Raw genomic sequence first — 22,812 nt, 5'->3', positions numbered from 1 at the left:
TCCTTTCGTGCGACTTTACCGGATTCACGCGCGCTTTCGTGCACGCGCCCATGCCCGCCGGGCCGTTTTGGCATCGCAATCAAACAACTGTTGCAGCATGTCGAGCACGGTCCGGCGATAAGTTCCAGTCAGCTGCCTGATGTCGATGCGGCCATGATGCTGGTTGTCGAGCTCCACGGACATGTCCCGTTCGTCCAGCGGAAAGCGGAACACGGTATCCTCCCAGCGTACAGCCTGCTGCGGCAACAGCGAATCGAAATACGACTCAGGTATGGCGATCGGCAAGGTAGGGGTGATCAGTTTGTAAAACGAAAGCGGCTGACCCTCCGCTTCGTGAAGGCACAGCCGCTGCATCAGCTCCGCGTTTTTATGCATGCCGAGCCGACTATAATTGCTGCACCACACCCGCTTGTCATAGCCCGGCAACTCTCGTCCTTTCACAAATTCCGTGTGATCGGTGTCGAGCAGCATGACATCGTAGGCCGCTTCGCCTTCGGCTTGAAGCAGGGAGCGTTCCAATTGCGCTCGCGTGATGAGCCCGGTCGCCACATCGATGCCTTCAAATTCCCGCAGCGAATCGCCGAATTCTACTTGCGGCAAATAGCCTTGCATGGACTGGGCAAGGGTGGAATCCACGATCAGCACCTTTCGCTCCATCGCCGTGAGCAGCTTGCCCAGCACAAGGAGCAGGTGGCTTTTGTCCGGCGCGCCGAAAAACACGACTTTTTTCATGACGGCCTCCTTTACTGGTTAAAAATGTTCTCCAGTTTATCTGTGCCGGGCGACTCCCCTGAGGGTGAAGATGGCGCTGACTCCGCAGGCGCTTCCGGTCGATTCCCATTCGTCGTTGTCGAACCGGAAGGGGAGGGGAGCGGATGCGCGGCCGGCGGTTCGCGATCATTCGTAGCCGTTGTGCCCGACGGTTGCGGCACGGATGGCGTTTCCCGTAACGTGTTGCCCTGCTGCGTAACAATCCGCTCGTTTTGCAGTTGCTGCTGAACCGTCACGCTGCCGCTTGTCACGCGCAGTTTGTCCGACTCGCTCATGGCTTTCAGATTGTCATCCAGTGTCGTTCGCAGTTGGCGGGCAAGCTCGGTTGTCGCTTTTTCGAGCAGGTTCGGATCATGTTCCATCAAATCAAGCACTTTCGGATTTGCGGGATAATTGACCACAGCTGCTTCCTGCAATCCCGGCTCGATATACGGCAGGGCATACAGCCGTGCGCCTTGCAAGTAGGCATCGATAATCGCGCTTGACGTTTGCAAAATATCCTTCTCGTTCATTTCGAGCCAGATGACCGTTCCTGACAACTCCCGCGCTTTCTTCTTCGCTAACAGGACATAATCTTCTCCTGTCGGGAAGTTGATTCGCACGTCGATGTACTGTCCCTTTTGTAGATTGGAGGGAAGTTGAATGACATGAAATTCTTGCACCCGCAAATCCTTCGGGATCGGCGTGCTCTCGTACAGCATAGATGGCATCAGAGGTGTTCCGGGCTGCAATTCGATTTTGGCGCTTTTGCCGATGGCCGCTTCCCGTTCAGTAATCATCCCGGATGGCACCAGACTCGCGGGCATCGGGACGGACTGGAGATCCTCCGCCGTGACGGTGCCTCCGGCCGGAATGGTTCGTGCCACGGTCCAGACGTTCCTGCGCGATTGTTCCTCTATCGTTTTCAGTTCCTTGATCTGCCTTTCGTAGTGTTCCTTCATTTGCTGCTGATTCTGCTCTTGCTCCGATTGCTTTTTCAGAGAATATATGACCGCAGCCACAAGTAAACAAACGCTTATAGCGATCGCGGTGATAATTAGTGCCTTGCGGTGCCGATACGTCCACGACATCGCTCACGTCTCCTCTCAATCAATCTTAAACTGCTATCGAAACTTTTACCGGGCATCGTCACGGAGCTTCTGCTTTTGCTGGGTCGCAGCCTGATGCTGCTCCAGCTTTTCTTGCGCCCATGCGGGCATATGCTCCGGTGTTATTAAGCCGATAAAATCTTCCCGATTCCAGCGAGACTCTTCTCCGGTATACAGATTTAACACATAGACGGCCCGACCTCGGGAATAGGCAGAGGTGCCAAAACCGCTTAACGCCAGCACAAGCTGATTAACTGCGGTGCGATATTCGGGACGCAGCCGTTCCGGCCGGATGACGACAACCTGGTTGTCAATGCGCATGTCTTCGCGAATCGGCTGACATTCTGCCTGGGTAAGGGGAGTTAGGGGCACCATGACACTGGCCCTTTCTTCTTTGAGATCCTCCAACTCCCATTGCACACGGGAAATGAAGTCATTCATGGCCTCAAGATAATCTGCGCTGGCCGCAATCGCGTAAAAATGCTCGACACCCAAAGAATTGTTTCGGGTGCAGGTACAAACCATGTACGGACGTTCGGCATTGGTTTCGTCTATGCCAAGCAGCACTTCCACCTTCCCGATGGAGATGGCCTGAACGACTTCGTAGTTGTCCACCATTCGCTTCATTTCTTCCATCGTCCGTCCTCATTTCCTGGAAAGTTGCGGTCATTCTTCGTTCTCCGGCTTCGCTTTGATTGGCCGGCTTCACGAGATTTCTTGTTTCGCGTGTGCGGCTGCTCGGCCTCGTCCTCCAAAACTTCAAAGCGGTTGAAACCCGGCCTTTCTTGCATCAGGCGCTCATATTGACGACGCCTCCCTTTCGTGAAATACACCATGAATCGCCTCCCCAAAAATGGGCATAAAAAAGCTCTCCGTCCTAGGGGAGAGTGCCTGCCGAACAGGATACATGCTAACGTTCCTGTTCCCGTTGCCGTTTTTTATACCAGCTTTCCAACAGTTGTACGATCAGGTCTTCCTTTTGCTTTTCGGTAAAGTCCCTCGGGAAGAAACGGTCGATCCGATCGCGCCGAATGGTCATCTTTTCTTTCTGGTTCGGCTTCTCCTCCGTGAGAATTGAGAAGATGACATCCACGTTAAGCCGCCCGTCCTGGCTCAGTTTTTTCATGCGCTGCGCCTGCGCCAGCGAAGGCGTGCAGTCTTCGGACTGCATCGTTTCGTACAGGGCTTGCTGTTCTTCTTCGGACAAGTAAGAAAGTTCTACGGCCGGATTGAAGGCGATTCGTTTATCGTCCACCATTTCGAGAATGGAGGGGGTCAGTTCGGTAAGGCGGATATATCTGAATATTTGGTTCCTGCTCTCTCCAACTTGCTCCGCCAAAACTTCACTAGATTTTTTCCCGTCCAACTTGTTCCCAACTTGGGAACGAGTTAAATCTGTACGCTGTCCTTGCCGATTCATCGCCTCCAGCTTCATCTTATAGGCAAATGCTTTCTCGCTTGGCGAAATATTTTCCCGTTGCAAATTGCTGTCCACCATAATGATCGTCGCCTGATCGTCGTCCAGTTCGCGGACGATACAGGGCATCGTTTCTCTGCCTGCCAGTTCGCTTGCTTTTTTGCGCCGATGTCCGGCTACCATTTCATAGCCGCCGTCCGCCTTCGGACGAACCAGGCCGGGAACCAGTACGCCGTATTGCTTCACGCTGTCCGCCATTTCCAGCATCGCTTCATCCGCCTTCACCTTGAACGGATGACCGGGAAAATCGCTGATTTCCGACAATGGTATTTCCATCACCTTTTCCCGCTGTTGATCAGCGCGGCTCTCCTCCGTTGAGAATAAATCAGCGACTGTGGTCAGTTTGATGCTGGCGCGCATGTCGTCTTTCGCTGCCAATGCTCTGCACCTCCTTCGTGAAGGCAGCATAAGCCTCCGCAGCTTTCCCATCCGGATCATGGACGTAGATGCTTTTCCCCTTGGCGCTTGTTTCCGCCGCGCGAACGGATAAGGGGATTTCGGTGTTGAACACGCGCAGCTTGTCACCGTAGTCGCGCCGAAGAATAAAGGAAATGTCTTTGGCAAATTTCGTCCGACTGTCTACCATCGTGAGCAACACGCCATCCAAAACCAACTTCGGATTGATCTGCCTGCGCACACGGGCAATCGTCTGCAATAGTTGGGTCATACCTTTGGCGGGCAAATAATGCGCTTGTACAGGAATAATAACGCTATCTGCTGCCGCCAACGCGTTGATGGTCAACATGCCAAGACTCGGCATGCAATCGATCAGCACGTAGTCGTAGTCGGCTTTAACGGAGTCGATGTACGAGCGTAAAATCGTTTCTCTGCTCATCGTGTTGACGAGCGATACCTCAACAGCGGACAATTCAATATTGCCTGGCATCAGGTCAACGCCTTCATGGTGATGCAAAATACCTTCCCGCGCTTCATAGGATTCTTCCAGCATCGTCTTCGCCAGCAATGTCGCCAAAGATACCGACAAATTATCCGGTTCGTGGAAACCTAACGAATCCGTCAGGTTGCCTTGCGCGTCCGCATCGACCAGCAAAACCTTTTTCCCATCGGCTGCCAAACCAATCCCCAGGTTGACCGCCGTTGTGGTTTTGCCCACGCCGCCTTTCTGATTGGCGAGGGCGATCACCTTGGTCATCCTACACTTCTCCTTTCACGCAAAAAGCCGGTTGCGCTGAATATTTCAGGGCAACCGGCTTTTTGAATTGTATCTATATAAAAAGAGAACACCGCAAGAAGGGCGTTCTCTTGAATATTCAAGAATTACCTGTTATTTAAATTGACGCGTATTAACCTATAGCGATATGTTATTCTATTGATAAAAACGAATTGATGGAAGGGTGGGTGTACCGTGGTTACTTTTCCTATTATATCTATTTGTATTTTGTTAGTTTCAATTGTGCTTACGCGTTATAGCAAAAATATTAAACATGCTATTCCCCCAACAGTCGCGTTTGTTCTCAATGGAGTATTAATCTTATCCTTGATCGAATTTATTGCTTTATTTATGAATAATAATGATGTGATTACCCAAATACCTGCACCCTATTACTGGCTTCTATTGTTCGCCGGGTTCATAATTGAAATCTTTTCTTACCGCCAAAAATATATACCAGGTCATTTCATCGCTGCCGCATTACATTGCTTTGTGGGGTTTATCGCCACCTTTTCGATTGGCCTTCCTCTACTTATACTAGCGTTGATTGAAATAATCATTGCTGTTTACCAGTATCAAAGGAACTAAGATACCCGCGCCGCCTTTCTGATTGACGAGAGCGATCACCTTGGTCATCCTACACTTCTATTTTCACGCAAAAAGCCGGTTGCGCTGATATTTCAGGGCAACCGGCTTTTTGAATAGTATCTATTATAAAAAGAGAACACCACAATAAAGGGTGTTCTCTTGTATATTCATATGTTGCAGCTACTCCATTTTCGAAGCTGATCCGTGAACTTATTCCTATGAATTCAACATGTCTACACACCCGACGTCCAAATCCAGGTCCAAAACGACCGAAACCTCAATTTTGTCTTTAAGCACCTTATTTTTGAAGTCGCTGCCGTCTGCCGTGAAAGTCATAAAACGCGCAAAGTGTTGAAAATAAAGGATTTCTACGTATCGATTCGTTGCATTCCTATTACGCACTCCACATGCACCGTATGCGGGAACATATCCACCGGCGTAACCTCTACCGTCCGGTATCCGCCATCCTCCAGTACCCGCAGATCCCTTGCCAATGTCGACGGGTTACAGCTCACATAAACAACCCGCTCCGGCTTCATCTGAAGAATCGTCTCCAAGAGACGCGGATCGCAGCCCTTGCGCGGCGGGTCGACGACGATGACGTCGGCCTCGATGCCCTGCTCTTTCCAGCGCGGGATGACGTCCTCAGAGGCGCCGACCTCGAACTCGACATGCGCCATGCCGTTGAGCTCCGCGTTGGCGCGCGCATCCTCGATCGCTTCCTTCACGATCTCGACGCCGTACACCTTCTTGGCATGCTGGGCCAAGAACAGGGAGATCGTCCCGATACCGCAATAAGCATCGATGACGGTTTCCTCCCCGGTTAACCCCGCATACTCCACCGTCTTCCCGTACAACACTTCCGTCTGAGCCGGGTTGACCTGGTAGAACGAGCGTGCGGAAATGGCAAATTTCACGTCGCCGATATAGTCATGGATGACTTCACGTCCCCACAGGACGCGAGTCACATCCCCAAAAATCACGTTCGTCTTCCGTGTGTTGATATTTTGGCAGACGCTGACGACAGCCGGCAATTCCTCGCGAATCGCCGTGATCCACTCGTTCATACGCGGGATGCGTTCGCCGTTCGTGACGAGCACGATCATCATTTCGCCGGTGGCAAAGCCGATCTTCACCACGACATGGCGCAGCAGGCCTTGTCCGCTCTCTTCATCGTAAGCGGTAATGCCGAGCCGGCGGCCGATGGCCTTAACGCGGCGCACCACTTCGTCGTTCTGTTCATGCTGGATCAGACAGGTCTCCATATCGACGATCCGGTGGCTGCCGCGGGCGTAAAAGCCCCCGACGAGGCCGCCCTCGGTCACGCCGATCGGCACCTGGGACTTGTTGCGGTAGCGCCAAGGCTCGTTCATGCCGAGCGTCGGACGGACGATGATGCCTGCTTCCGGCTCTTGATGTAGTCCAGTGCCGAAGTCTGCGCCTGGTTCATCATGGAGTCCGGTGCCGCTGATGTTGCCGGCGCCCGGCTCTTGATGAAGCCCGGTGTTTCGGTGCTCGCCGCTGACTTGAGCTTCGCGATCCGACGCGTTTTGACCTGCAGTCGCGGCATCAGCCTGTCCACTCATGCCACCCGCTGCTGGGGAAGCTCCTTCAACTCCGCTCCCCTCGCGCACCACCCGCAGCTTCCCGATCCGCTCCAGATTGTCGATCACAAGCTGCCGCTTCCATTCCAGCTGTGCGGTGTAATCCATATGCTGCAGCTGGCAGCCGCCGCACTGGTCATAGATCGGGCAAGGCGGAGCGATCCGGTGCTGGCTGCGCTCGACAAGCTCCAGCAGCTTGGCATATCCGTACTGCTTCTTCGTCTTGAGCACCTTCGCCCGGACCTTCTCGCCCGGCAAAGCTCCCTGCACGAACAGCGTATATCCTTCGACGCGGCCGACGCCCTCGCCGTCATGGGTCATCCCGATAATCTCGAGGATAACCTCGTCATTCTTCGCCACCGGCAGATCGGCGATGGCCGCGGAGGCTGCGGCCGGCTTGCTGCTGCGGCGCGAATCGCGCCTGCTGCGCTTCTTGTTCATGATGTGACATTCACTTCTTTCCGCTTTAGCTTCTATATCGATCTATACGTACGGTTACTCGTCTTCTTCATCTATTCCCATATCGCCCGGCATCCATAATATCTCCCATGGGGGAGACCCATGAGATTGCCGAACGAGCAGCTTCTTCCCGGATACAACAAAAAGCTCCCCCAAGGGAGCTTGCCTGCGAAAGCTCCGTCCATCATTATACGGGAGCTTCCTTCCATATTCAATCGGCATCGCCTGCAAAATCCAATCATTTACTTACAAGAGCCGGGAGACGGATGCGCTGAATCGGCTAAAGCATCCGGCTAGCATCCGCACAAGACCGCACAGACCCGGGCACGAACATCATGCGCCGCTTACGCCATTCACTCAACGACAAATGTCTCGCCATCTCTTGCTTTCATTCATTTAACGTCTACCGTCCCGCCAGTCCTTAACCAGGCTCCTTAAAGCCCACCCTGCACCACTACCTACCGGCATCAAGCAAAAATTCGCAGATGCTGCGGCAAAATCCGGAACGTGCCCGGCAGCATGCCGCCAAACTCGCCGTCCAGGTTCAGCTGCACCTGTCCCGGTGACGTAACCTCCATGTAGTCGGTGCGGAAATGCAACACCTTCTTGTCATTCACATGCTCGCCGCGCAGCGCGAGCGTGGCTACACGCACGAACTCCGCCAGGTTGCACTTGCGCAGGGCAATGACGTCGAACAGGCCGTCATCGATGCTGGCGCCCGGTGCGAGCTTGTCGAAGCCGCCGACCGAGTTGCTGTTGGCAATGAGGAACACCATGAACTCGTCATGAATGATCTCCTGCCCGCTGGCTTGGATGATGAGCTCCTGCGGCGTAAGGCTGACCATTTTCTCGATCCCCTTCAAATAATACGCCAGCTGCCCGATCATCGTCTTCAGCTTGCTAGGCACCTCATACGTAAGCTCCGTCAGCGTACCGCCCCCGGCGATATTAATGAAGTAGCGGTCATTCGCCTTGCCGACATCGATCGGGCGGGTCTCGCCCCGGATCACCAGGTCGCAGTACTCCTCCCAGTTCCTCGAGATGCCGAGCGCACGGGCGAAATCATTCGTTGTCCCCAGCGGAAAAATACCAAGCGGCGGCAGGTTATCCCTTCCCGCCATCCCGTTGATCACTTCATTAAGCGTGCCGTCGCCGCCGGCCGCAATCACAAGATCGTACCCCCGCTCCACGGCATCCGCCGCTTCACGGGTCGCATCCCCCTCCCCGGTTGTTGCATGGCAGGAGGTTTCAATGCCCGCGCTATCCAGACGGTGCAAAATATCAGCTAATCTTCGCTTCATTTCCTCCCGCCCTGAGGTCGGGTTATAAATTAATCTTGCATTTCTCATTAACGATACGCCACCTACTCATGATTTCAAGGATTGTATCATCAGATGGGCCTGGGACTCCATCCAATGCGACAGCAGCGGATGCGGAAGCAGGGTTTTGCCGGAATAGCGGCACGAGAGCCCCTGAATCCTGTCCGGAATGACCTTCTCTGTAAAATACCCCTCACTTAAAAAAAGCGGAGCCGCGATCACCTCGCAGCCGCGCTCCTTCCATTGCAATGCTTTCTCCCGGACATTCCCGGGGCTCAGCAGGGCATAATCGACGCTTGTGCCGCTTAAGGCGCCAACGAGCCCGGCAAGCCGGGACATGCCTTCCTCCCAGCGGCGGCGAAATCCATCATGCCTGCTGCCGTGTCCCACGAGAAGGATGACCTCCTTCTCGGGCTGAACGGACAGCTCGCTTACCTTATCCCACACCATGGCGGCGATGTCCGGATGATCGTCCATCGGCGTGCCGAAATGAACAGCGGCGCGGACCCGGAACGGCTCAAGATCCGTTTCCAGCTCCGGAACCGCCTTCGCTCCTATAGCATAAGCTATTTCGTCGACATGTGTGCTGCCTGATGACACAAATAGAGGAATGACCACAATGTCCGTAACACCCTGGTCCTCCAAAGCCGTAATGCCGTCCTGAATCAGACGGCCCTCTACCAATTCCAAGTATGAAGCTACGACCGGCATATCCATGCGGGCTGCCAGCTTGCCGACGGCTTCGTCCACAAGCGACACCCATCCTTGCTCCCTGGAGCCATGACTGATCACGAGCACGCCCGGCTGTGCCATCATTAACGCCCGAGACGCTCCAAAGTCATTTTATACCCATCATTGCCATAATTCAAACAACGCTTCACCCGCGAGATCGTCGCGGTGCTGGCTCCCGTTTCGGCTTCAATCTGGTTGTATGTGCATCCCTTGCCCAGCATCCGAGCCACCTCGAGCCGTTGGGACAAGGACTGGATTTCGTTAACGGTGCAGAGATCGTCGAAAAATACATAGCATTCTTCCACGTTCTTCAAGGTTAATATAGCCTCAAATAATTGATCAATGCTCTTGTCATTAAGTTTCTTCAGCTGCACTGAATTATCATCCCCTATTGTTACTGTGTATAACACTCGCACTCCCATTGTACCCGAGCGGGTACAGTCTTTTCAAGCATTAACGATTTCACGCACTACAGGACGACCATACATTATAATCTTTGGTATGAACCTAAACGAAATGAATTAAACCTAGATCTCATATATTCCCTCATAATCCGCAGCTGTCCCCTCACATCATTCCCGTAGGCATCCGCCCGATTCCGCTCCTATCCCGAAAATCGGGACAATAGCCTAAACCCATCGCCCGCCCGGAACATACAGTATAGTATCTTAACTTACAAAGGAAAGTGATATGATGACTGGTCATTCCCACTATTATCACCGTCGACCTTCTTCCCAACGTCCTTCCCATCGCAGTACTTACCGCTCGCTGAACGAATCACTTCCCCAGGAATCGTCACCGTATCCCGGCCTGAATTCCTACAGCGAGTATCCAGATGCTAATCCATCCGCTTTATATCCATACACCGATTCGGTTCCGGCCTTAGCGCCGGTACCCGGCACGGAAGCTACTGCTTCGTCGTTCGCGCCGTCCGACAATTCGAACGGCGGCCTCGGCGGCCTTCTCGGCGGAGGAGGCAGCAGCGGAAGCGGAGGATTAGGAGGCCTCCTCGGAGGCCTGGGTCTGAAGAACATGGGCGATCTGAAAAACATTATCGACCGGATGGGAGGCATTGACGGCATCGTCAACAATCTCGGCAAGGTTCAAAAGGTCATGCAGGGCTTCCAGCAGCTAGCGCCGATGGTGTCCCTGCTGGCAGGAGCGTTCAAGAAGAAAAACAATCCGCCATCGGCTGATTACGCCGACTCCGGCGGCAATTACGAGTATACGCCGCCAAGACGACGTTCATCCGGAGGCGGCAAACGCCGGACCGGCTCGCGCAAGTCGTCCGGCTCCAGCAAACGCAGACGCCGGCGGTAGCCGAAAGGCGCCCCGAGGCGAGGGCGATGCAATCCCCCCGCAGAGCCCTTGCATTTTTAGGGCGCGCAGGGCACCGTCCGGCTTACCCGGATATAGTCAGGTTAGACGGCAGTACATGACCGCTCCATGAACAGCTCCAGCCCTGAAAGCTCAGGGCTGGAGCATATTTTTGCGCCGGGTAGAGCATTCCCGTCTAACGTGGACATCAGGGCATGGCTTGAAAGATGCTTCAATGGCGTGAGCTTTTTACCGTATGTCGCTTACGCTGTTCAACGCGACCAATCCTGATCGGAGCTGCTCTCCTGATCGGCTGAATGCTCGAGCGATTTTAACCGGAACCAATAAGAGCCTCGAATGCCCGACCGCAGCAGCATCATAATGCTTCCGAGCAGGTACAGCACCGTGGAGATACGTTTTGTCCCCGGGTAGAACATTAAGATGCTGCCAGTAATAAACAGCAGTCCGGTCAGCAGCTCGCTAAGCATCATCCCTGCCTCGAAACGGCTGGTGACGGTTAGCCGGCGCTTTCGCGCCCGCGACAGTCGGAGCAGCCGGCGCAGCCTTCCGGTACGTACGGACAGGTTCAGGTGTCGTTTTCTATGGTGTTTGCCTTGTCGATTCAGACCGGGTACCATCGTAACTCCCTCCTCAGGAAGCCTTACCCGTGATGGACCATCCATAAACCCCGGCAGCCAAGCTCCGAAGATGTGTGCGCTGGAACTTAGTCTCAGACGATCAAGGGTCACATACCCAGCCTTGATTCCGTCTTTCGGCTTGTCTCAAGCAATTGTAAGCTTGTCACCCGGCGCAGATCTTCTCTTACACTCTTTTTGTTAACCCGGAATATCATCCAGAAAATAACACTATTTAAACCAGCCCCTGCGTATAAACCACATCACCATGCCGCCGCCGAGCAGGAACATCAGAACCAGCACGGCAAAGTAACCATACCTCCATTGCAGCTCCGGCATCACCTCAAAATTCATGCCATAAATGCCCGCAATCAGCGTCAGCGGCATGAAGATCGTGGTGATCACGGTCAGCGTCTTCATGATTTGATTCATCCGGTTCGAATTTACGGAGATGTAACTGTCGCGAAGATCCGCCGTCATCTCGCGGTTGGTCTCGATCATGTCGGACAGCTTGAGCAGGTGGTCATAGATATCGGAAAAATAAGCAAGGTGCACATGATGCTTCATATGCTGCGAGTTGATAATCCGATAGAGCAAATCCCGCATCGGCACAACCGTCCGCCGGAGGCGAAGCAGCCGTGACCGAAGGGCAAACACCTGGTTCATCAGCTCCTCCACCGACTCCCGTTCACCTTCATTCTCCAGATCCGCCAGCTCGTCCTCAATCGCGTACAAGCTCGGGAAATATTGATCCACCATCTTATCCATAATCGTATAAGCGGTGAAGCTGGGGCCATCCTCGCCAACCGCTCCCTTCCTGGCAGCCTCCACGACCCGGTCCCATGCATCATTTACCTCCGGCAGATTTTGCTGGTGGAACAACACGACGAGCCTTGGCGCGAGGAACAGATCCACCTCCACCGCCTGGAGCGTATCCGGATGCAGTGCATGCAGGACGAAGAACTGCATTTCATCGTAATAATCCAGCTTGGGACGCTGCAGAAAATGCAGGCAATCCTCAATGGCCAGCGGGTGAAAATGAAAATACGTCTCCAGCATCCGCGCCTCCTCCGGCGTCGGTTCGCTGAAATCCACCCAGACCCAGGCGTATTCCGCCATATTCATCTCGGCCAGCGACAGTCCCAGCACCGGCTCATAGCTCGGCGTGATGGCCAACGTGCGAATCATAGGCGTCCTCCCTTCTGCAGATATGTAATCGTCTATTAAAAAAAGCCAATCGTATGCTGATTGGCTCCACATCTATCCGTTATCTATCTGTAAGTAAGTATTGGTCTAGAAGAAAATTTTAAAGATAAGTCCCGCCAGCACAGCCGTAATCGGAATCGTGATGAACCAGGTTACGACAATTCGCCCTGCCAGGGACCATTTCACGGCGGAGAAGCGTTTCGCCGAGCCTACGCCGAGAATTGCCGATGTAATCGCATGGGTCGTACTGATCGGCAAGTGAAGCAGTGTCGCCGAGAAAATAACAGAGGCTGCCGAGAAGTCTGCGGCGAATCCGTTAATCGGCTCGATTTTGAAAATTTTCGTTCCCATCGTCTTGATGATCTTCCAGCCGCCGATCGAGGTTCCCAATGCCATCGCGGTTGCAGCCGCCAGCTTAACCCAGAACGGAACCTCCATCTCCGAGAGATGACCGGAAGTCACGAGAGCGAACGTAATGATCCCCATCGCCTTCTGCGCATCGTTCGTGCCGTGCGTGAAGGATTGGAGCGCAGCCGTAAAGATCTGCATCGTGCGGAAGCCCTTATTCACGGTGTGCGGACTGCGTTTTGCGAAGATGACTTTCAACAGCTGCATCACCAGATAACCGACCACAAATGCGATGATCGGCGAAAGGACAAGCGCCAATACGATATCCGTAAAGCCGCCGTAATTCAGCTTATCGCTACCCGCTCCGACGAAGACCGCACCGGTCAATGCACCGATCAGAGCATGCGAGGAGGATGAAGGCAAGCCGAACCACCAGGTTACGAGGTTCCAGATAATCGCCGACAACAGCGTCGCGATTACAACCTCGATTCCGTTATCCAGTGTAGCGGGGTCTGCAATGCTGCCGCCAATCGTTTTGGCAACGCCTGTGAACAGCATCGCGCCAACGAAGTTCATCGAGGCTGCAAGCAGAATGGCAACTCGAGGCTTCAAGGCACGGGTCGATACCGAGGTAGCAATCGCATTAGCCGTATCGTGAAACCCGTTAATAAAGTCGAAGGCGAGTGCCAGGAAAACAACGAGAATGATTACGATATCCATAGTTCAGGACTCCCTTACGAGTTACGCATAATGATGGATTCCAGCATATTCGCCACGTCTTCGCAGGTGTCCGTGGTTGTCTCAAGACGCTCATAGATCTCTTTCTTCTTGATCAGCAGAATCGGATCGGAAACGGTCGCGAACAGATCCTTAATGCAGATACGCAGCAGCTCATCGCCCTGGTTCTCCAGATCGTTCAAGCGGATCGTATATTCGCGGATCGCAAGAAGTTTTTTCTGCGAGAGCAAATGAATGGCTTTCTGAATTTCGTAGGCCGATTGACGAAGAATTTCTGCAAATTGCACGATGTATTCGTCAGGCTGTCCGAGCTGGTACATATAAAACCGGGATGCGGTGGCCTCGAGCCCGTCCATCACATCGTCCATGCTGGTTGCCAGGTCCATGATGTCGTCTCTTTCGATCGGCGTTATAAATGTTTTGTTGAGCTCCGTGATGATCGTATGGGTATAAGTATCACATTGGGACTCGAATTTTTTCATTTCATTGGCGAATTCTAGCACATCCTGAAGATTGGTAACGTGCTGTGAAAAATAATCTGCAGCTTGAACCACCGTGTCGGCCATATTCTCCAGGCATTGGAAAAATATATCCTTTTTCTTCATTTTCATACTCTTTAACCCCTTTACGGATAAATTGCCGCGAACGAAAGAAAAGATAGACAACCTTGAATATCTTATCACATCCGCCGCAGGGTGTGTATAGAAAACTAACACTCAAAAAAGTAAGAAACTAACAAGGAAGCGCATCCCTAGCCTGCTCCATACCTTTATGCCTGATACTTAACATCCCCGTATAAGGATATATTATCCGCCGCCCATGAATTATGGATTGGTTATGCTCACATGGCTCTCAAATGATGGAGAGTTAGGCACAATGTTGAAATATGTCGTTCCCGGAACAAGCGCCACCTCTGCCCCGTCCTTGACGAACCGGATCGCATCATTCGCGGCTCTGACCCACTGCCCCCGGATCACCTCGCCCCGTTGGAACAGCATGGCCTCGCCCCCGGTTTCTACATCCACGGCTAGACGCCCTATATCATCCAGCACTTTATGGTCGGCTCCGAGCACAATCACATTGGCAGCTTCCAGCTGCTCATTGTTATTAAGATCGACATGGGGAGACCCATTAATGGATCGCTTATACGTGCTCGTTGCTTCATCGTATTCATAGGAAACCACATAACTGTTCAGCAAAAAGGTAATGTCCACCTTGCCCGCGGCTTCTCCGGCTGCCTCCGTTTGGGACCCCGCTTCGCTGCCTGCATTCCCGGCATTTGCCGATTGTCCTGCACCGCCTGCGCTGTTCGCAGATGCTGAAGATTGCTCCGCATTGCTTGTATTTTCCGCAGCATCAGCAGATGGTTTCCCGCTATTCGTCGTTCCGTCTTGCTGCGTCGAACCCTCCGTGCCGTCCGCAGTTCCCCCGGAGGATGGGGTGTCATCGGTGCTATTCGTACCCTCGGTGCCATTCGTTCCACTCGTGCCTCCTGCAGGCTCTTCCGTAAGGAAGCTGTATTGCGGAACCTGAACCTGCTGATCATAGCCCATCTTAGCAGCAGCTTGACGCAGCTTCTCGTCGCTGGAATACAGATTATGCGGCGCTTTACGGTCCTTCGATCTCCAGAAAAAAGCACCGGCATTGCCGATTTCGTCCAAATCCTGCTTCCCCTGCTTTTGAATGATCGAATAAGCCTCGGGGCTGCCGCCGGCATGAACCAGAACGCCGCCATAGCTCTCGCCAAGACGGATCAGATAAGGACGAATGCTGCGGATCGGCCCGATCTGCTCGATGCCTTCTTGGCTTTGGAAAATCCCGATCAATCGCGTAATGCCGCCCTCGGCCAATACCTCGTATACGATATCGGCTTGGCTCAGCCCCGACTGCGGCCTTGCCGCCGGCGCGTTATTGATCATCACCGCCAGCGGCCGCTGCGTGACCGGCGCCTCAACCGCCAGCCCGGTTAAAGGCGCCCTGTACGGAGCCGGTGCTGCCGGCTCCTTCACATCCTCCACCGGAGGCTGTACCGGACTCTGTACCTCCGGACTCTCTACCGGCTCTGCTTGCGGCTTCCCACCACAAGCAGACAATGCAAGGACGGCCGCAATCGCCATGAAGCTTGTCCTCCATGCAAATTTGCCAAGTCGATGTTTACTGCGCATATCATTTCCCCCTATGGACTCTCCCAAATACTTATTACCCGAAATTTCCAACCGACAATTCAACTTTAATTTACATTTAATCATAAACGCTGCGCTTTGTCTGTAATAAAGAACCGTTCGTAAGGCGCCTGGCTCTAGGTCATTCATCGATCAAGTCTTGTAATCTCGGTTGATTCATAACTCGATAGGTTCTCCGCAAGCCTACCTTTCTATGGAAGATAACTCGATCGTCCTCCGGCAAAGCCTTTCTATCGGAGATAACTTGATAAGTTCTCCGCAAGCCTGCTTGGGGTGGGACCACGAACATTTGGCTGCTGTCATTGATGCCCTACAATTACCTCCCTTTCCCTGTAGTAGAACATTCACTTATTTCATCAGCCGATTCTAGGGGCAGACCGCGCAAGGTTTCAAACCATTTAAGGAGCCGCTGCCGTATTTCAGCCTATTTGAAGGGCAGTATGCAATGTATTTCAGAGGCAGAATGCTATGTTCACAAATTTGTGATTTTTATCACATTGTATTGTGAATAATTTCACGTATAATGAAAGTGTAAGAAAGGTGATCACTTAAACCAAACAGCACCAAGCAAGACAAAGCAAGAAAGTGAACAACAAGAAAGCAAACATTAGAAGTCACCAGTAAGCCATTTAACAACAACGACATCCATGAACAGACAACAATGCAAACGAAAAATAACTCAATTAAGGAGTGGTTCATATGTTTAACAATTGGCTGAGAACAAACAAAGTGGCAATGTGGTTGCTGACCTTCATCCGGGTCTACATCGGTTACGAATGGATGGTGGCCGGCTGGGGCAAATTGACTGGCGGCTTCGAGGCTGCAGGCTTCCTGCAAGGCGCGATCGCCAAGGCGACCGGTGACCATCCCGCTGTACAAGGCTGGTGGGCGGCCTTCCTCGAGCACGCGGCGCTGCCGGGCGTAAAGGTCTTCAACGTCATGGTCCCGCTCGGTGAATTCCTCGTCGGCCTCGGGCTGATCCTGGGTACCTTCACCACCTTCGCCGCCCTCATGGGGATCGTGATGAACGCCGCGTTCCTCTTCTCGGGCACCGTGAGCACGAATGCACAAATGCTATTGCTGCAAATGTTCATCCTGGTTGCTGCAGCGAATGCCGGTAAAATCGGTCTCGACCGCTGGGTAATCCCATATCTCCGCGGCCTGTGGAACAAATGGACACACAAAACGACCCGCCATGGCGACACGACGCCAACGCCGCTCAAGAAGCAAACGGCTTAATCGGCTGCAACTCAATTAGGCAGCATCCAAGTGATGGAGAACCACGGTTCTTCATCACTTTTTGGTATGTCCGGATCGCATTCCAAAACGCACAGGCATAAGCCAGGTGGAAGTGAATAATGTATTTTAATACGGATTTTTGAAAATATACATTGCTAATCACTTTCCCAGCGTGAACGAAAATCCTTGATGCGTTCACGCTTTCTGCGGTAATTATTTTCATTTTCTCAAAAATCCGAAAACAAAATATAGAATGATTATTCATGGAGGAGTGGTGTTGGATGTGGATGAGCTGGCTTCAGACAAGCAAAATCGCAATGTGGGTATTGACGATGATCCGGGTATGGGTCGGGTATAAGTGGCTGACCGCAGGCTGGACCAAGCTGACGGGGGGCTTCGATGCCAGCGGCTTTATGAAAGGAGCGATCGCCAAATCAGCCGGTGAGCACCCGCCGGTGCAGGGGTGGTGGGCGGCCTTTCTGGAGCATGCGGCGCTGCCGGGCGTAAAGTTCTTCAACATCATCGTCCCGCTTGGGGAGTTTCTTGTCGGGCTGGGTTTAATCCTCGGGACGTTTACCACCTTTGCCGCGCTGATGGGACTGGTGATGAATTTCGCCTATCTCTTCTCCGGCTCGATCAGTACGAACGGCCAGCTGTTGCTGCTTGAATTTCTTCTCATCCTGTCTGCGGCCAATGCCGGGAGGATCGGGCTGGACCGCTGGCTTATGCCCTTCCTTAAACGGAAGTTTGCCCGTAAAATGAATGTCAGTTATCATGAACCTCTTATGAATAATCAAACGGCGTAGCCAACGTAACCCTGCGTGCTCCTCTCAAAGAGCGCAGGGTTATTTCTTTTTTTTAATATAATTATGATTTTTATCACGAATGTGATTTTAATCACATATATTGTGATTTGTTTCACTTATAATGAAATCAGAAAGAGATGATCATCTTCCTCCCTCAACCAGATGAACACCAATAAGCCGGTCGAGGGCAAGCAACAACAATGAACTCAATAAAAAATCATCTTCCCAAGGAGTGGTTGATATGTTTAACAATTGGCTGAGAACAAACAAAGTTGCAATGTGGCTGCTGACCTTCATCCGGGTCTACATTGGTTATGAATGGATGGTGGCCGGCTGGGGCAAATTGACCGGCGGCTTCGAGGCTGCAGGCTTCCTGCAAGGCGCGATCGCCAAGGCGACCGGTGACCATCCCGCCGTACAAGGCTGGTGGGCGGCCTTCCTCGAGCACGCGGCGCTGCCGGGTGTAAAGATCTTTAACGTCATGGTCCCGCTCGGTGAATTTCTCGTCGGCCTCGGGCTGATCCTGGGCACCTTCACCACCTTCGCCGCCCTCATGGGCATCGTGATGAACGCCGCGTTCCTCTTCTCGGGCACCGTGAGCACGAATGCGCAAATGCTCTTGCTGCAGATGTTCATCCTGGTTGCTGCAGCGAACGCTGGTAAAATCGGTCTTGACCGCTGGGTAATCCCTTACCTCCGCGGCCTGTGGAACAAATGGACACACAAAACGACCCGCCATGACGGCGGCACAACCCCAACACCTCTGACAAAGCAAACCGCTTAACCGGCACCGCTGATACAGGGACGGGGCGAGTTAGAAAAATTCGTACCGACAATATGCGAGCACAATGCCCGGGGAGCATAACGACACAACGCCAGATGGCAAGAAGCTCCCCTGGACATCGAGCCCACCACCAGCAATGGCATAACCACCCGCCCACACCCAAAGCCCGGCTTGGCTTCTCAAGCCGGGCTCCTTTGTGCTTCCCGGGCGGCTTACACCCTACGGAGCTGCGCCGGTGCACCCACAGGGAGGGCCTCCGTCTCGGAGCAGCGACAGCGGTCGCTCTTTGGGAGCCCTTTGCCACCTTTACACAATATACATTCATGCAAAGGGCGGACAACAAGCGAGCGAAGAGACGGGGGACCGGACGACACAACTAGATCCGCCGGCTGAGCTCCCAACACCCCTCTTCCCCGCCCACACCCAAAGCCCGGCTTGGCTTCTAAAGCCGGGCTCCTTTGTGCTTCCCGGGCGGCTTACACCCTACGGAGCTGGGCCGGTGCCCCCCAGGGAGGGCCCCGTCTCGGAGCAGCGACAGCGGTCGCTCTTTGGGAGCCCTTTGCTACCTTTACACAATATACATTCATGCAAAGGGCGGACAACAAGCGAGCGAAGAGACGGGGGACCGGACGACACAACTATGTGCACCGGCTCAGCTCCCCCCTCTCCCCCGCCCACACCCAAAGCCCGGCTTGGCTTCTCAAGCCGGGCTGCTTTTGTGCTTCCCGGGATGCTTACACACCACGGAGCTGCGCCGGTGCCCCCTCAGGGAGGGCCCCCGTCTCGGAGCAGCGACAGCGGTCGCTCTTTGGGAGCCCTTTGCTACCTTTACACAATATACATTCAGGCAAAGGGCGGACAACAAGCGAGCGAAGAGACGGGGGACCGGACGACACCCCCAAGTGCACCGGCTCATGCTCCCGCTCCCCTTGAGCCCCCAAAGCACAATAAAGCCGGGCTTGATCGCCAAGCCCGGCTTCTCCTTTTATTGAAATGACCAGCAGTTCAAGCTTAAACTGCCATATTGGTAAGATTGAAACAACCGTTCCGCCTTGCGGCCGTTATCCGCAGCCCCCATCGCATAGAACAGGGGAACCAGATGCTCCGTCCCATAAGAAGGTACGGCTTCGCGGGCATGAGGCGCTTTCTTGTCATACGCGAATAACTGATGGAGATTCCACGTCTCCAGCTGCTCCGCTATCCATTCATCAAACTGTACCGCCCAATCATCAGGCTCGTCGCTCGGATGCACCATCCGCAGATTGTGCACGAGGCCGCCGCTGCCGATGATAAGAATGCCGTCCTCACGGAGATCGGACAACATTGCGCCGATCGAGTACTGCTCGCTGGGCGAGCGCTTGGAATCGATGGAAAGGGCAACAACAGGGATATCCGCATCCGGATACATTTGGCGCAAAATGACCCAGGCCCCATGATCCAATCCCCTGCCGGTAACCGGTTTGGCATGCAGATTGCCTGCCTCGAAGCGCTGCATGATCTGATTCGTCAGCTCCGCGCTGCCTTTGGCCGGATAGGTGATCTGGTACATCTCCTCGGGAAATCCATAAAAATCATGCATCGTGCCATGCTCGGCATCGTCAGTCAGGCGCTGATCCGGATCATCCCAGTGAGCTGAGAATACCGCAATGCCTCGGGGCTTCGGCAGTTCCCGTCCCAAACGTGCGAGGAAACGGGTATACTCGTTGTCCTCCAGCGCCATCATCGGCGAACCGTGTGCAATAAATAGAGCAGGTAACGTCATGGATGCCACCTCCAGCTTCAAAATCAAGGGACAACTCTATTGTACCGTTATTCTGCCCAATATGCCAAATAACTTCCTCAAATACTCCAATGCTGCCATTCCTGCTGAATATGCTCTTGCTCGTCCAGCCAATCCCGGGTTCGCTTCAGCAGCAGCTCGCGCTGCGGGCCGGCAGAATAGGTGTGATCCGCCTGAAAAATAATCTCCTTATCGCACCGGCCTTCCGAGCGCATCCAGAACACCTTTTGATACAGAAAAGCATAGTCCACCGGGATAATGTCATCCGAGGTGCCGTGAATGACCAGCACATTGCCCGTAAATTTCAGAGCCTCTTGGAACGGCTGGCCCTGCGCCAATGACTCGAAAAATACCGGAGTGAACGAGTACCCCAAATAATCGGCAGCACCCGATTTGACGGCGGTGTCATATACGTCGCGGCCCGTGATTTTCACAATATCGTTGAAAGGATAGCCTACCGCTGACCATAGCACGAGATTTTTCACCCGGCGGTCCCGCACGGCGGTCTGGAGCGCTACCGCGCCGCCCAGGCTGTGGCCGATCAGCGTAATTCGCTGGGGGTCGACATCCGTGCAGCTGAGCGCATAATCCAGAACGGTCCGCGTCTGGGCGATCATCGACTCCAGCCCCTCGCTGCCGTAGCTGCCCGAGCTCTCGCCGCAGCCGATATAATCGAACCGAATGACCATATGCCCATCTTGGGCGAGTTCACGCGCGGTTTTGACGAACAGGCGGTCAACCCCGATGCGGCTCCCCACAAACCCGTGGCAAATAATAATCAGCGGCACCCGGCTGCTTCCAGCATCCGCCTCCTTCTGCGGATAATGTATCGTTGCTGTCAGCTCCTCTTGACGATGCCGGATCGTAATTTGACGCTCCATCCTAATTCCTCCCCGCGAAATCAGACGCTTTTAGATACTATAATAATTCCGATAAGTTTAATATGAATTAATTAAACTTATCTTAGCATCGTGATGCGCGGGTTGTCAACAATTCACAAAAATCGAACCCCAGGTATGCGGCTACCGCTTGTGTAAGGTAATCACCCTGAATGCTGGCTTATATCCTTCGTCCTACTCATAGCTTTGGCGGAACATCGCATGGGTCTCCTCGCGGCCATCCCAGCCGTTCAGCCAGCTCTCTCCATCCGCCCCGTCGTTCCATAGGGACGGATCCGCCATCCCTGTCCGATTCGGGTGCACTGCATCCTGTGCGGGTTCTGCGCCTTCTTGTCCCCCGGAGGCATAGTCCGGGTCCAACTCCAAGGCGTATCCGGAGGATACGGTTTCATTCCTGTTATACTGTTCGTCAAAGTAAGCACTCATCTAAAAATCCTCCTTCCGCCCCGTTCGGCGAGGCCTGTATGGTCATTTCTGAATGCTTATTATTTTGAAGTACGAGAGGCGGAATTATACTCCCGCTCCCAAATATGCTAAAACCCGACGGTGCTGCGAGAAAGTGGTCTATGATAATTAAGGATTTCGTGGACTTAACGCCCATGACGCTGCTGAGACCTTTCTATATAGAAAGTAACCCCCTTCAATTGAGGAATTGAAGGGGGTTTTGAACTACCCATTATTTTTCTTTAATAACCAGTAACACGCCCATGAATATGAGAATGGAACCGATCCAAAATGTTGCTCTGATGCTTTCTTCAAGAACAAGCCATCCAAGCAAAGTTCCCACTACGGGTTGAAAAAAGAAAAACATCCCCCCATTTGAAGCATTTAGCATTTGCAATCCACGATTCCAAAGTAGAAATGCACCTGCCGTCGACACAATGCCTAAATACAAGATTCCGCCCCAAATTTTCGGGTCAGCCAGTTGAGCGATGTTCAAGACGTGTAACCGCGGCAAGACAAAAGGGCTCAGTATAGTAATGGCCACCAAAATAGAATAAGTCGTTACCGCAATTAGTGAATAATCCCTCGGCACACGCTTTACAAGCACAGACATGAATGCCCATGTCAGCGCAGCTGCAAGAAGCCAGACACCTCCGAGTTTGCTTGTAAAACTAATCTGTCCTACACCTACAATGAGCAAAACCCCAAGGATTGCCAAACAAATGGATATCCCCTTTTTCAAAGTTAACCGCTCTTTAAGAAGTAAGCGAGCAAACACCACCATGAATGCGGGAGTTGTGGACGTGATAATTGCTCCCATTTGCGCGGAAGACAACATGGTACCGGTTTCCTGTGCAACGATCGAAACTGCATTTCCGATGATCCCAATGGCTATGATGATTAAGAAATCAGGTTTACGAATTTGCCAGTTTTGACGCGTTGCCAAACCGACCATGAGCAGTGCTGGAACAGCTACTAAATACCGAATCCATACCAATTCCAGTGGAGGTATGACCGACACGACAACTTTTACAACGACGTACATACCTCCCCAAATACTGGAAGATAAAATCAAATATAAAGAACCTAATAATGCGTTTTTCATTTTGTTCCCTCCGTTTTTAGATAGGGTTTAGCAAGCCCTTAACGGAGAGATGGAGCCACCTTCACTCCACTAAGGGCGTAAAAGTGCTACAGGCACATCGTTTTCAAACAAAGGAGAAA

General features: G+C 53.0%; 25 protein-coding genes. 6 read left to right on the top strand and 19 right to left on the bottom strand.

The annotated features are described in order from the left end of the window. Positions 1 to 24: 24 nt before the first annotated feature. From NST08_RS04450 to NST08_RS04425, 6 genes are all read right to left on the bottom strand, one after another. Positions 25 to 732 carry a hypothetical protein gene (locus tag NST08_RS04450; protein ID WP_062410475.1) on the bottom strand — a complete coding sequence of 236 codons (708 nt, stop codon included), beginning with the start codon at positions 730 to 732 and terminating at the stop codon, positions 25 to 27. Between the two features lie 11 nt (positions 733 to 743). Further along, the gene (locus tag NST08_RS04445) at positions 744 to 1,841 is read right to left on the bottom strand and encodes an SAF domain-containing protein (RefSeq protein ID WP_251536378.1); all 1,098 of its coding nucleotides are present in this window, start codon (positions 1,839 to 1,841) and stop codon (positions 744 to 746) included. 45 nt (positions 1,842 to 1,886) lie between these two features. After that, the gene (locus tag NST08_RS04440; RefSeq protein ID WP_062410473.1) at positions 1,887 to 2,495 is read right to left on the bottom strand and encodes a hypothetical protein; all 609 of its coding nucleotides are present in this window, start codon (positions 2,493 to 2,495) and stop codon (positions 1,887 to 1,889) included. Beyond that, entirely contained in the window at positions 2,483 to 2,695 is a 213-nt protein-coding gene (locus NST08_RS04435; protein ID WP_062410472.1) for a hypothetical protein, read from the bottom strand. Before NST08_RS04435 ends, NST08_RS04440 begins: the two co-directional genes overlap by 13 nt. Before the next feature lie 74 nt (positions 2,696 to 2,769). Next, a complete protein-coding gene (locus NST08_RS04430; protein WP_432806744.1) occupies positions 2,770 to 3,714 on the bottom strand; it encodes a ParB/RepB/Spo0J family partition protein in 945 nt (314 codons plus the stop codon). After that, positions 3,662 to 4,489 carry a ParA family protein gene (locus tag NST08_RS04425; RefSeq protein ID WP_062410471.1) on the bottom strand — a complete coding sequence of 276 codons (828 nt, stop codon included), beginning with the start codon at positions 4,487 to 4,489 and terminating at the stop codon, positions 3,662 to 3,664. The genes NST08_RS04430 and NST08_RS04425 overlap by 53 nt, the downstream gene beginning before the upstream one ends. A gap of 213 nt (positions 4,490 to 4,702) precedes the next feature. Here NST08_RS04425 and NST08_RS04420 point away from each other — a divergent pair, with 213 nt between their 5' ends. After that, positions 4,703 to 5,095, top strand: a complete 393-nt coding sequence (locus NST08_RS04420) for a hypothetical protein (RefSeq protein WP_062410470.1) — start codon at positions 4,703 to 4,705, stop codon at positions 5,093 to 5,095. A 368-nt stretch (positions 5,096 to 5,463) separates the two neighbouring features. Here the strand turns inward: NST08_RS04420 and rlmD are convergent, their stop codons facing one another. Beyond that, positions 5,464 to 7,140, bottom strand: a complete 1,677-nt coding sequence (gene rlmD, locus NST08_RS04415; RefSeq protein ID WP_341341489.1) for a 23S rRNA (uracil(1939)-C(5))-methyltransferase RlmD — start codon at positions 7,138 to 7,140, stop codon at positions 5,464 to 5,466. A 120-nt stretch (positions 7,141 to 7,260) separates the two neighbouring features. On the opposite strand from rlmD, the gene NST08_RS04410 reads away from it, so the two are divergent. Next, positions 7,261 to 7,455 carry a hypothetical protein gene (locus NST08_RS04410; RefSeq protein ID WP_028406872.1) on the top strand — a complete coding sequence of 65 codons (195 nt, stop codon included), beginning with the start codon at positions 7,261 to 7,263 and terminating at the stop codon, positions 7,453 to 7,455. Positions 7,456 to 7,625: 170 nt separating this feature from the next. Here NST08_RS04410 and NST08_RS04405 read toward each other — a convergent pair whose 3' ends face one another. From NST08_RS04405 to NST08_RS04395, 3 genes are read right to left on the bottom strand one after another with little or no spacing between them, the layout of a single operon-like run. Continuing rightward, positions 7,626 to 8,507, bottom strand: a complete 882-nt coding sequence (locus tag NST08_RS04405) for a diacylglycerol kinase (RefSeq protein WP_007131021.1) — start codon at positions 8,505 to 8,507, stop codon at positions 7,626 to 7,628. Positions 8,508 to 8,525: 18 nt separating this feature from the next. Next, complete coding sequence (locus NST08_RS04400; protein ID WP_341342609.1) at positions 8,526 to 9,290, bottom strand: sirohydrochlorin chelatase; 765 nt, start codon at positions 9,288 to 9,290, stop codon at positions 8,526 to 8,528. A 2-nt stretch (positions 9,291 to 9,292) separates the two neighbouring features. After that, the gene (locus tag NST08_RS04395; RefSeq protein WP_028406870.1) at positions 9,293 to 9,583 is read right to left on the bottom strand and encodes a YerC/YecD family TrpR-related protein; all 291 of its coding nucleotides are present in this window, start codon (positions 9,581 to 9,583) and stop codon (positions 9,293 to 9,295) included. A gap of 319 nt (positions 9,584 to 9,902) precedes the next feature. Here NST08_RS04395 and NST08_RS04390 point away from each other — a divergent pair, with 319 nt between their 5' ends. Next, positions 9,903 to 10,529, top strand: a complete 627-nt coding sequence (locus NST08_RS04390) for a hypothetical protein (protein WP_007131018.1) — start codon at positions 9,903 to 9,905, stop codon at positions 10,527 to 10,529. 269 nt (positions 10,530 to 10,798) lie between these two features. Here NST08_RS04390 and NST08_RS04385 read toward each other — a convergent pair whose 3' ends face one another. The 5 genes from NST08_RS04385 to NST08_RS04365 all read right to left on the bottom strand — a co-directional run bounded on the left by NST08_RS04385 (position 10,799) and on the right by NST08_RS04365 (position 15,618). Continuing rightward, positions 10,799 to 11,164, bottom strand: a complete 366-nt coding sequence (locus NST08_RS04385; protein ID WP_007131017.1) for a YrhK family protein — start codon at positions 11,162 to 11,164, stop codon at positions 10,799 to 10,801. Between the two features lie 228 nt (positions 11,165 to 11,392). Beyond that, positions 11,393 to 12,349 carry a magnesium/cobalt transporter CorA gene (gene corA / locus NST08_RS04380; protein ID WP_341341488.1) on the bottom strand — a complete coding sequence of 319 codons (957 nt, stop codon included), beginning with the start codon at positions 12,347 to 12,349 and terminating at the stop codon, positions 11,393 to 11,395. Positions 12,350 to 12,454: 105 nt separating this feature from the next. Beyond that, positions 12,455 to 13,435: an inorganic phosphate transporter gene (locus tag NST08_RS04375; RefSeq protein WP_007131015.1), complete on the bottom strand. Its 981-nt coding sequence runs from the start codon at positions 13,433 to 13,435 to the stop codon at positions 12,455 to 12,457. A gap of 14 nt (positions 13,436 to 13,449) precedes the next feature. Beyond that, the gene (locus NST08_RS04370) at positions 13,450 to 14,064 is read right to left on the bottom strand and encodes a DUF47 domain-containing protein (protein ID WP_028406869.1); all 615 of its coding nucleotides are present in this window, start codon (positions 14,062 to 14,064) and stop codon (positions 13,450 to 13,452) included. A gap of 213 nt (positions 14,065 to 14,277) precedes the next feature. Continuing rightward, positions 14,278 to 15,618, bottom strand: coding sequence for a DUF3048 domain-containing protein (locus tag NST08_RS04365; RefSeq protein WP_445933629.1), 1,341 nt, complete (start codon positions 15,616 to 15,618; stop codon positions 14,278 to 14,280). 717 nt (positions 15,619 to 16,335) lie between these two features. On the opposite strand from NST08_RS04365, the gene NST08_RS04360 reads away from it, so the two are divergent. The 3 genes from NST08_RS04360 (at position 16,336) to NST08_RS04350 (ending at position 18,465) form a co-directional block, all read left to right on the top strand. After that, on the top strand, positions 16,336 to 16,875 hold the full coding sequence (locus NST08_RS04360; RefSeq protein WP_007131012.1) for a DoxX family protein: 540 nt from the start codon (positions 16,336 to 16,338) through the stop codon (positions 16,873 to 16,875). A 281-nt stretch (positions 16,876 to 17,156) separates the two neighbouring features. Further along, the gene (locus tag NST08_RS04355) at positions 17,157 to 17,681 is read left to right on the top strand and encodes a DoxX family protein (RefSeq protein WP_028407130.1); all 525 of its coding nucleotides are present in this window, start codon (positions 17,157 to 17,159) and stop codon (positions 17,679 to 17,681) included. 241 nt (positions 17,682 to 17,922) lie between these two features. Then, positions 17,923 to 18,465: a DoxX family protein gene (locus tag NST08_RS04350; RefSeq protein ID WP_144878511.1), complete on the top strand. Its 543-nt coding sequence runs from the start codon at positions 17,923 to 17,925 to the stop codon at positions 18,463 to 18,465. Between the two features lie 985 nt (positions 18,466 to 19,450). Here NST08_RS04350 and NST08_RS04345 read toward each other — a convergent pair. The 4 genes from NST08_RS04345 to NST08_RS04330 form a co-directional block, all read right to left on the bottom strand. Beyond that, positions 19,451 to 20,227: a DODA-type extradiol aromatic ring-opening family dioxygenase gene (locus NST08_RS04345; protein ID WP_007131008.1), complete on the bottom strand. Its 777-nt coding sequence runs from the start codon at positions 20,225 to 20,227 to the stop codon at positions 19,451 to 19,453. A gap of 77 nt (positions 20,228 to 20,304) precedes the next feature. Then, complete coding sequence (locus NST08_RS04340) at positions 20,305 to 21,126, bottom strand: alpha/beta hydrolase family protein (protein WP_007131007.1); 822 nt, start codon at positions 21,124 to 21,126, stop codon at positions 20,305 to 20,307. A gap of 192 nt (positions 21,127 to 21,318) precedes the next feature. Continuing rightward, positions 21,319 to 21,570, bottom strand: coding sequence for a hypothetical protein (locus NST08_RS04335; RefSeq protein WP_007131006.1), 252 nt, complete (start codon positions 21,568 to 21,570; stop codon positions 21,319 to 21,321). Positions 21,571 to 21,820: 250 nt separating this feature from the next. Next, positions 21,821 to 22,693: a DMT family transporter gene (locus NST08_RS04330; protein WP_210095622.1), complete on the bottom strand. Its 873-nt coding sequence runs from the start codon at positions 22,691 to 22,693 to the stop codon at positions 21,821 to 21,823. Positions 22,694 to 22,812 lie beyond the last annotated feature (119 nt).

Origin of the sequence: Paenibacillus sp. FSL K6-1566, from assembly GCF_038050475.1 — a bacterium.
GTDB classification, from domain to species: Bacteria; Bacillota; Bacilli; order Paenibacillales; family Paenibacillaceae; genus Paenibacillus_AQ; species Paenibacillus_AQ lactis.
The sequence above is the reverse complement of the archived record's forward strand: the minus strand, read 5'-3'. Positions and strand labels throughout refer to the sequence as shown.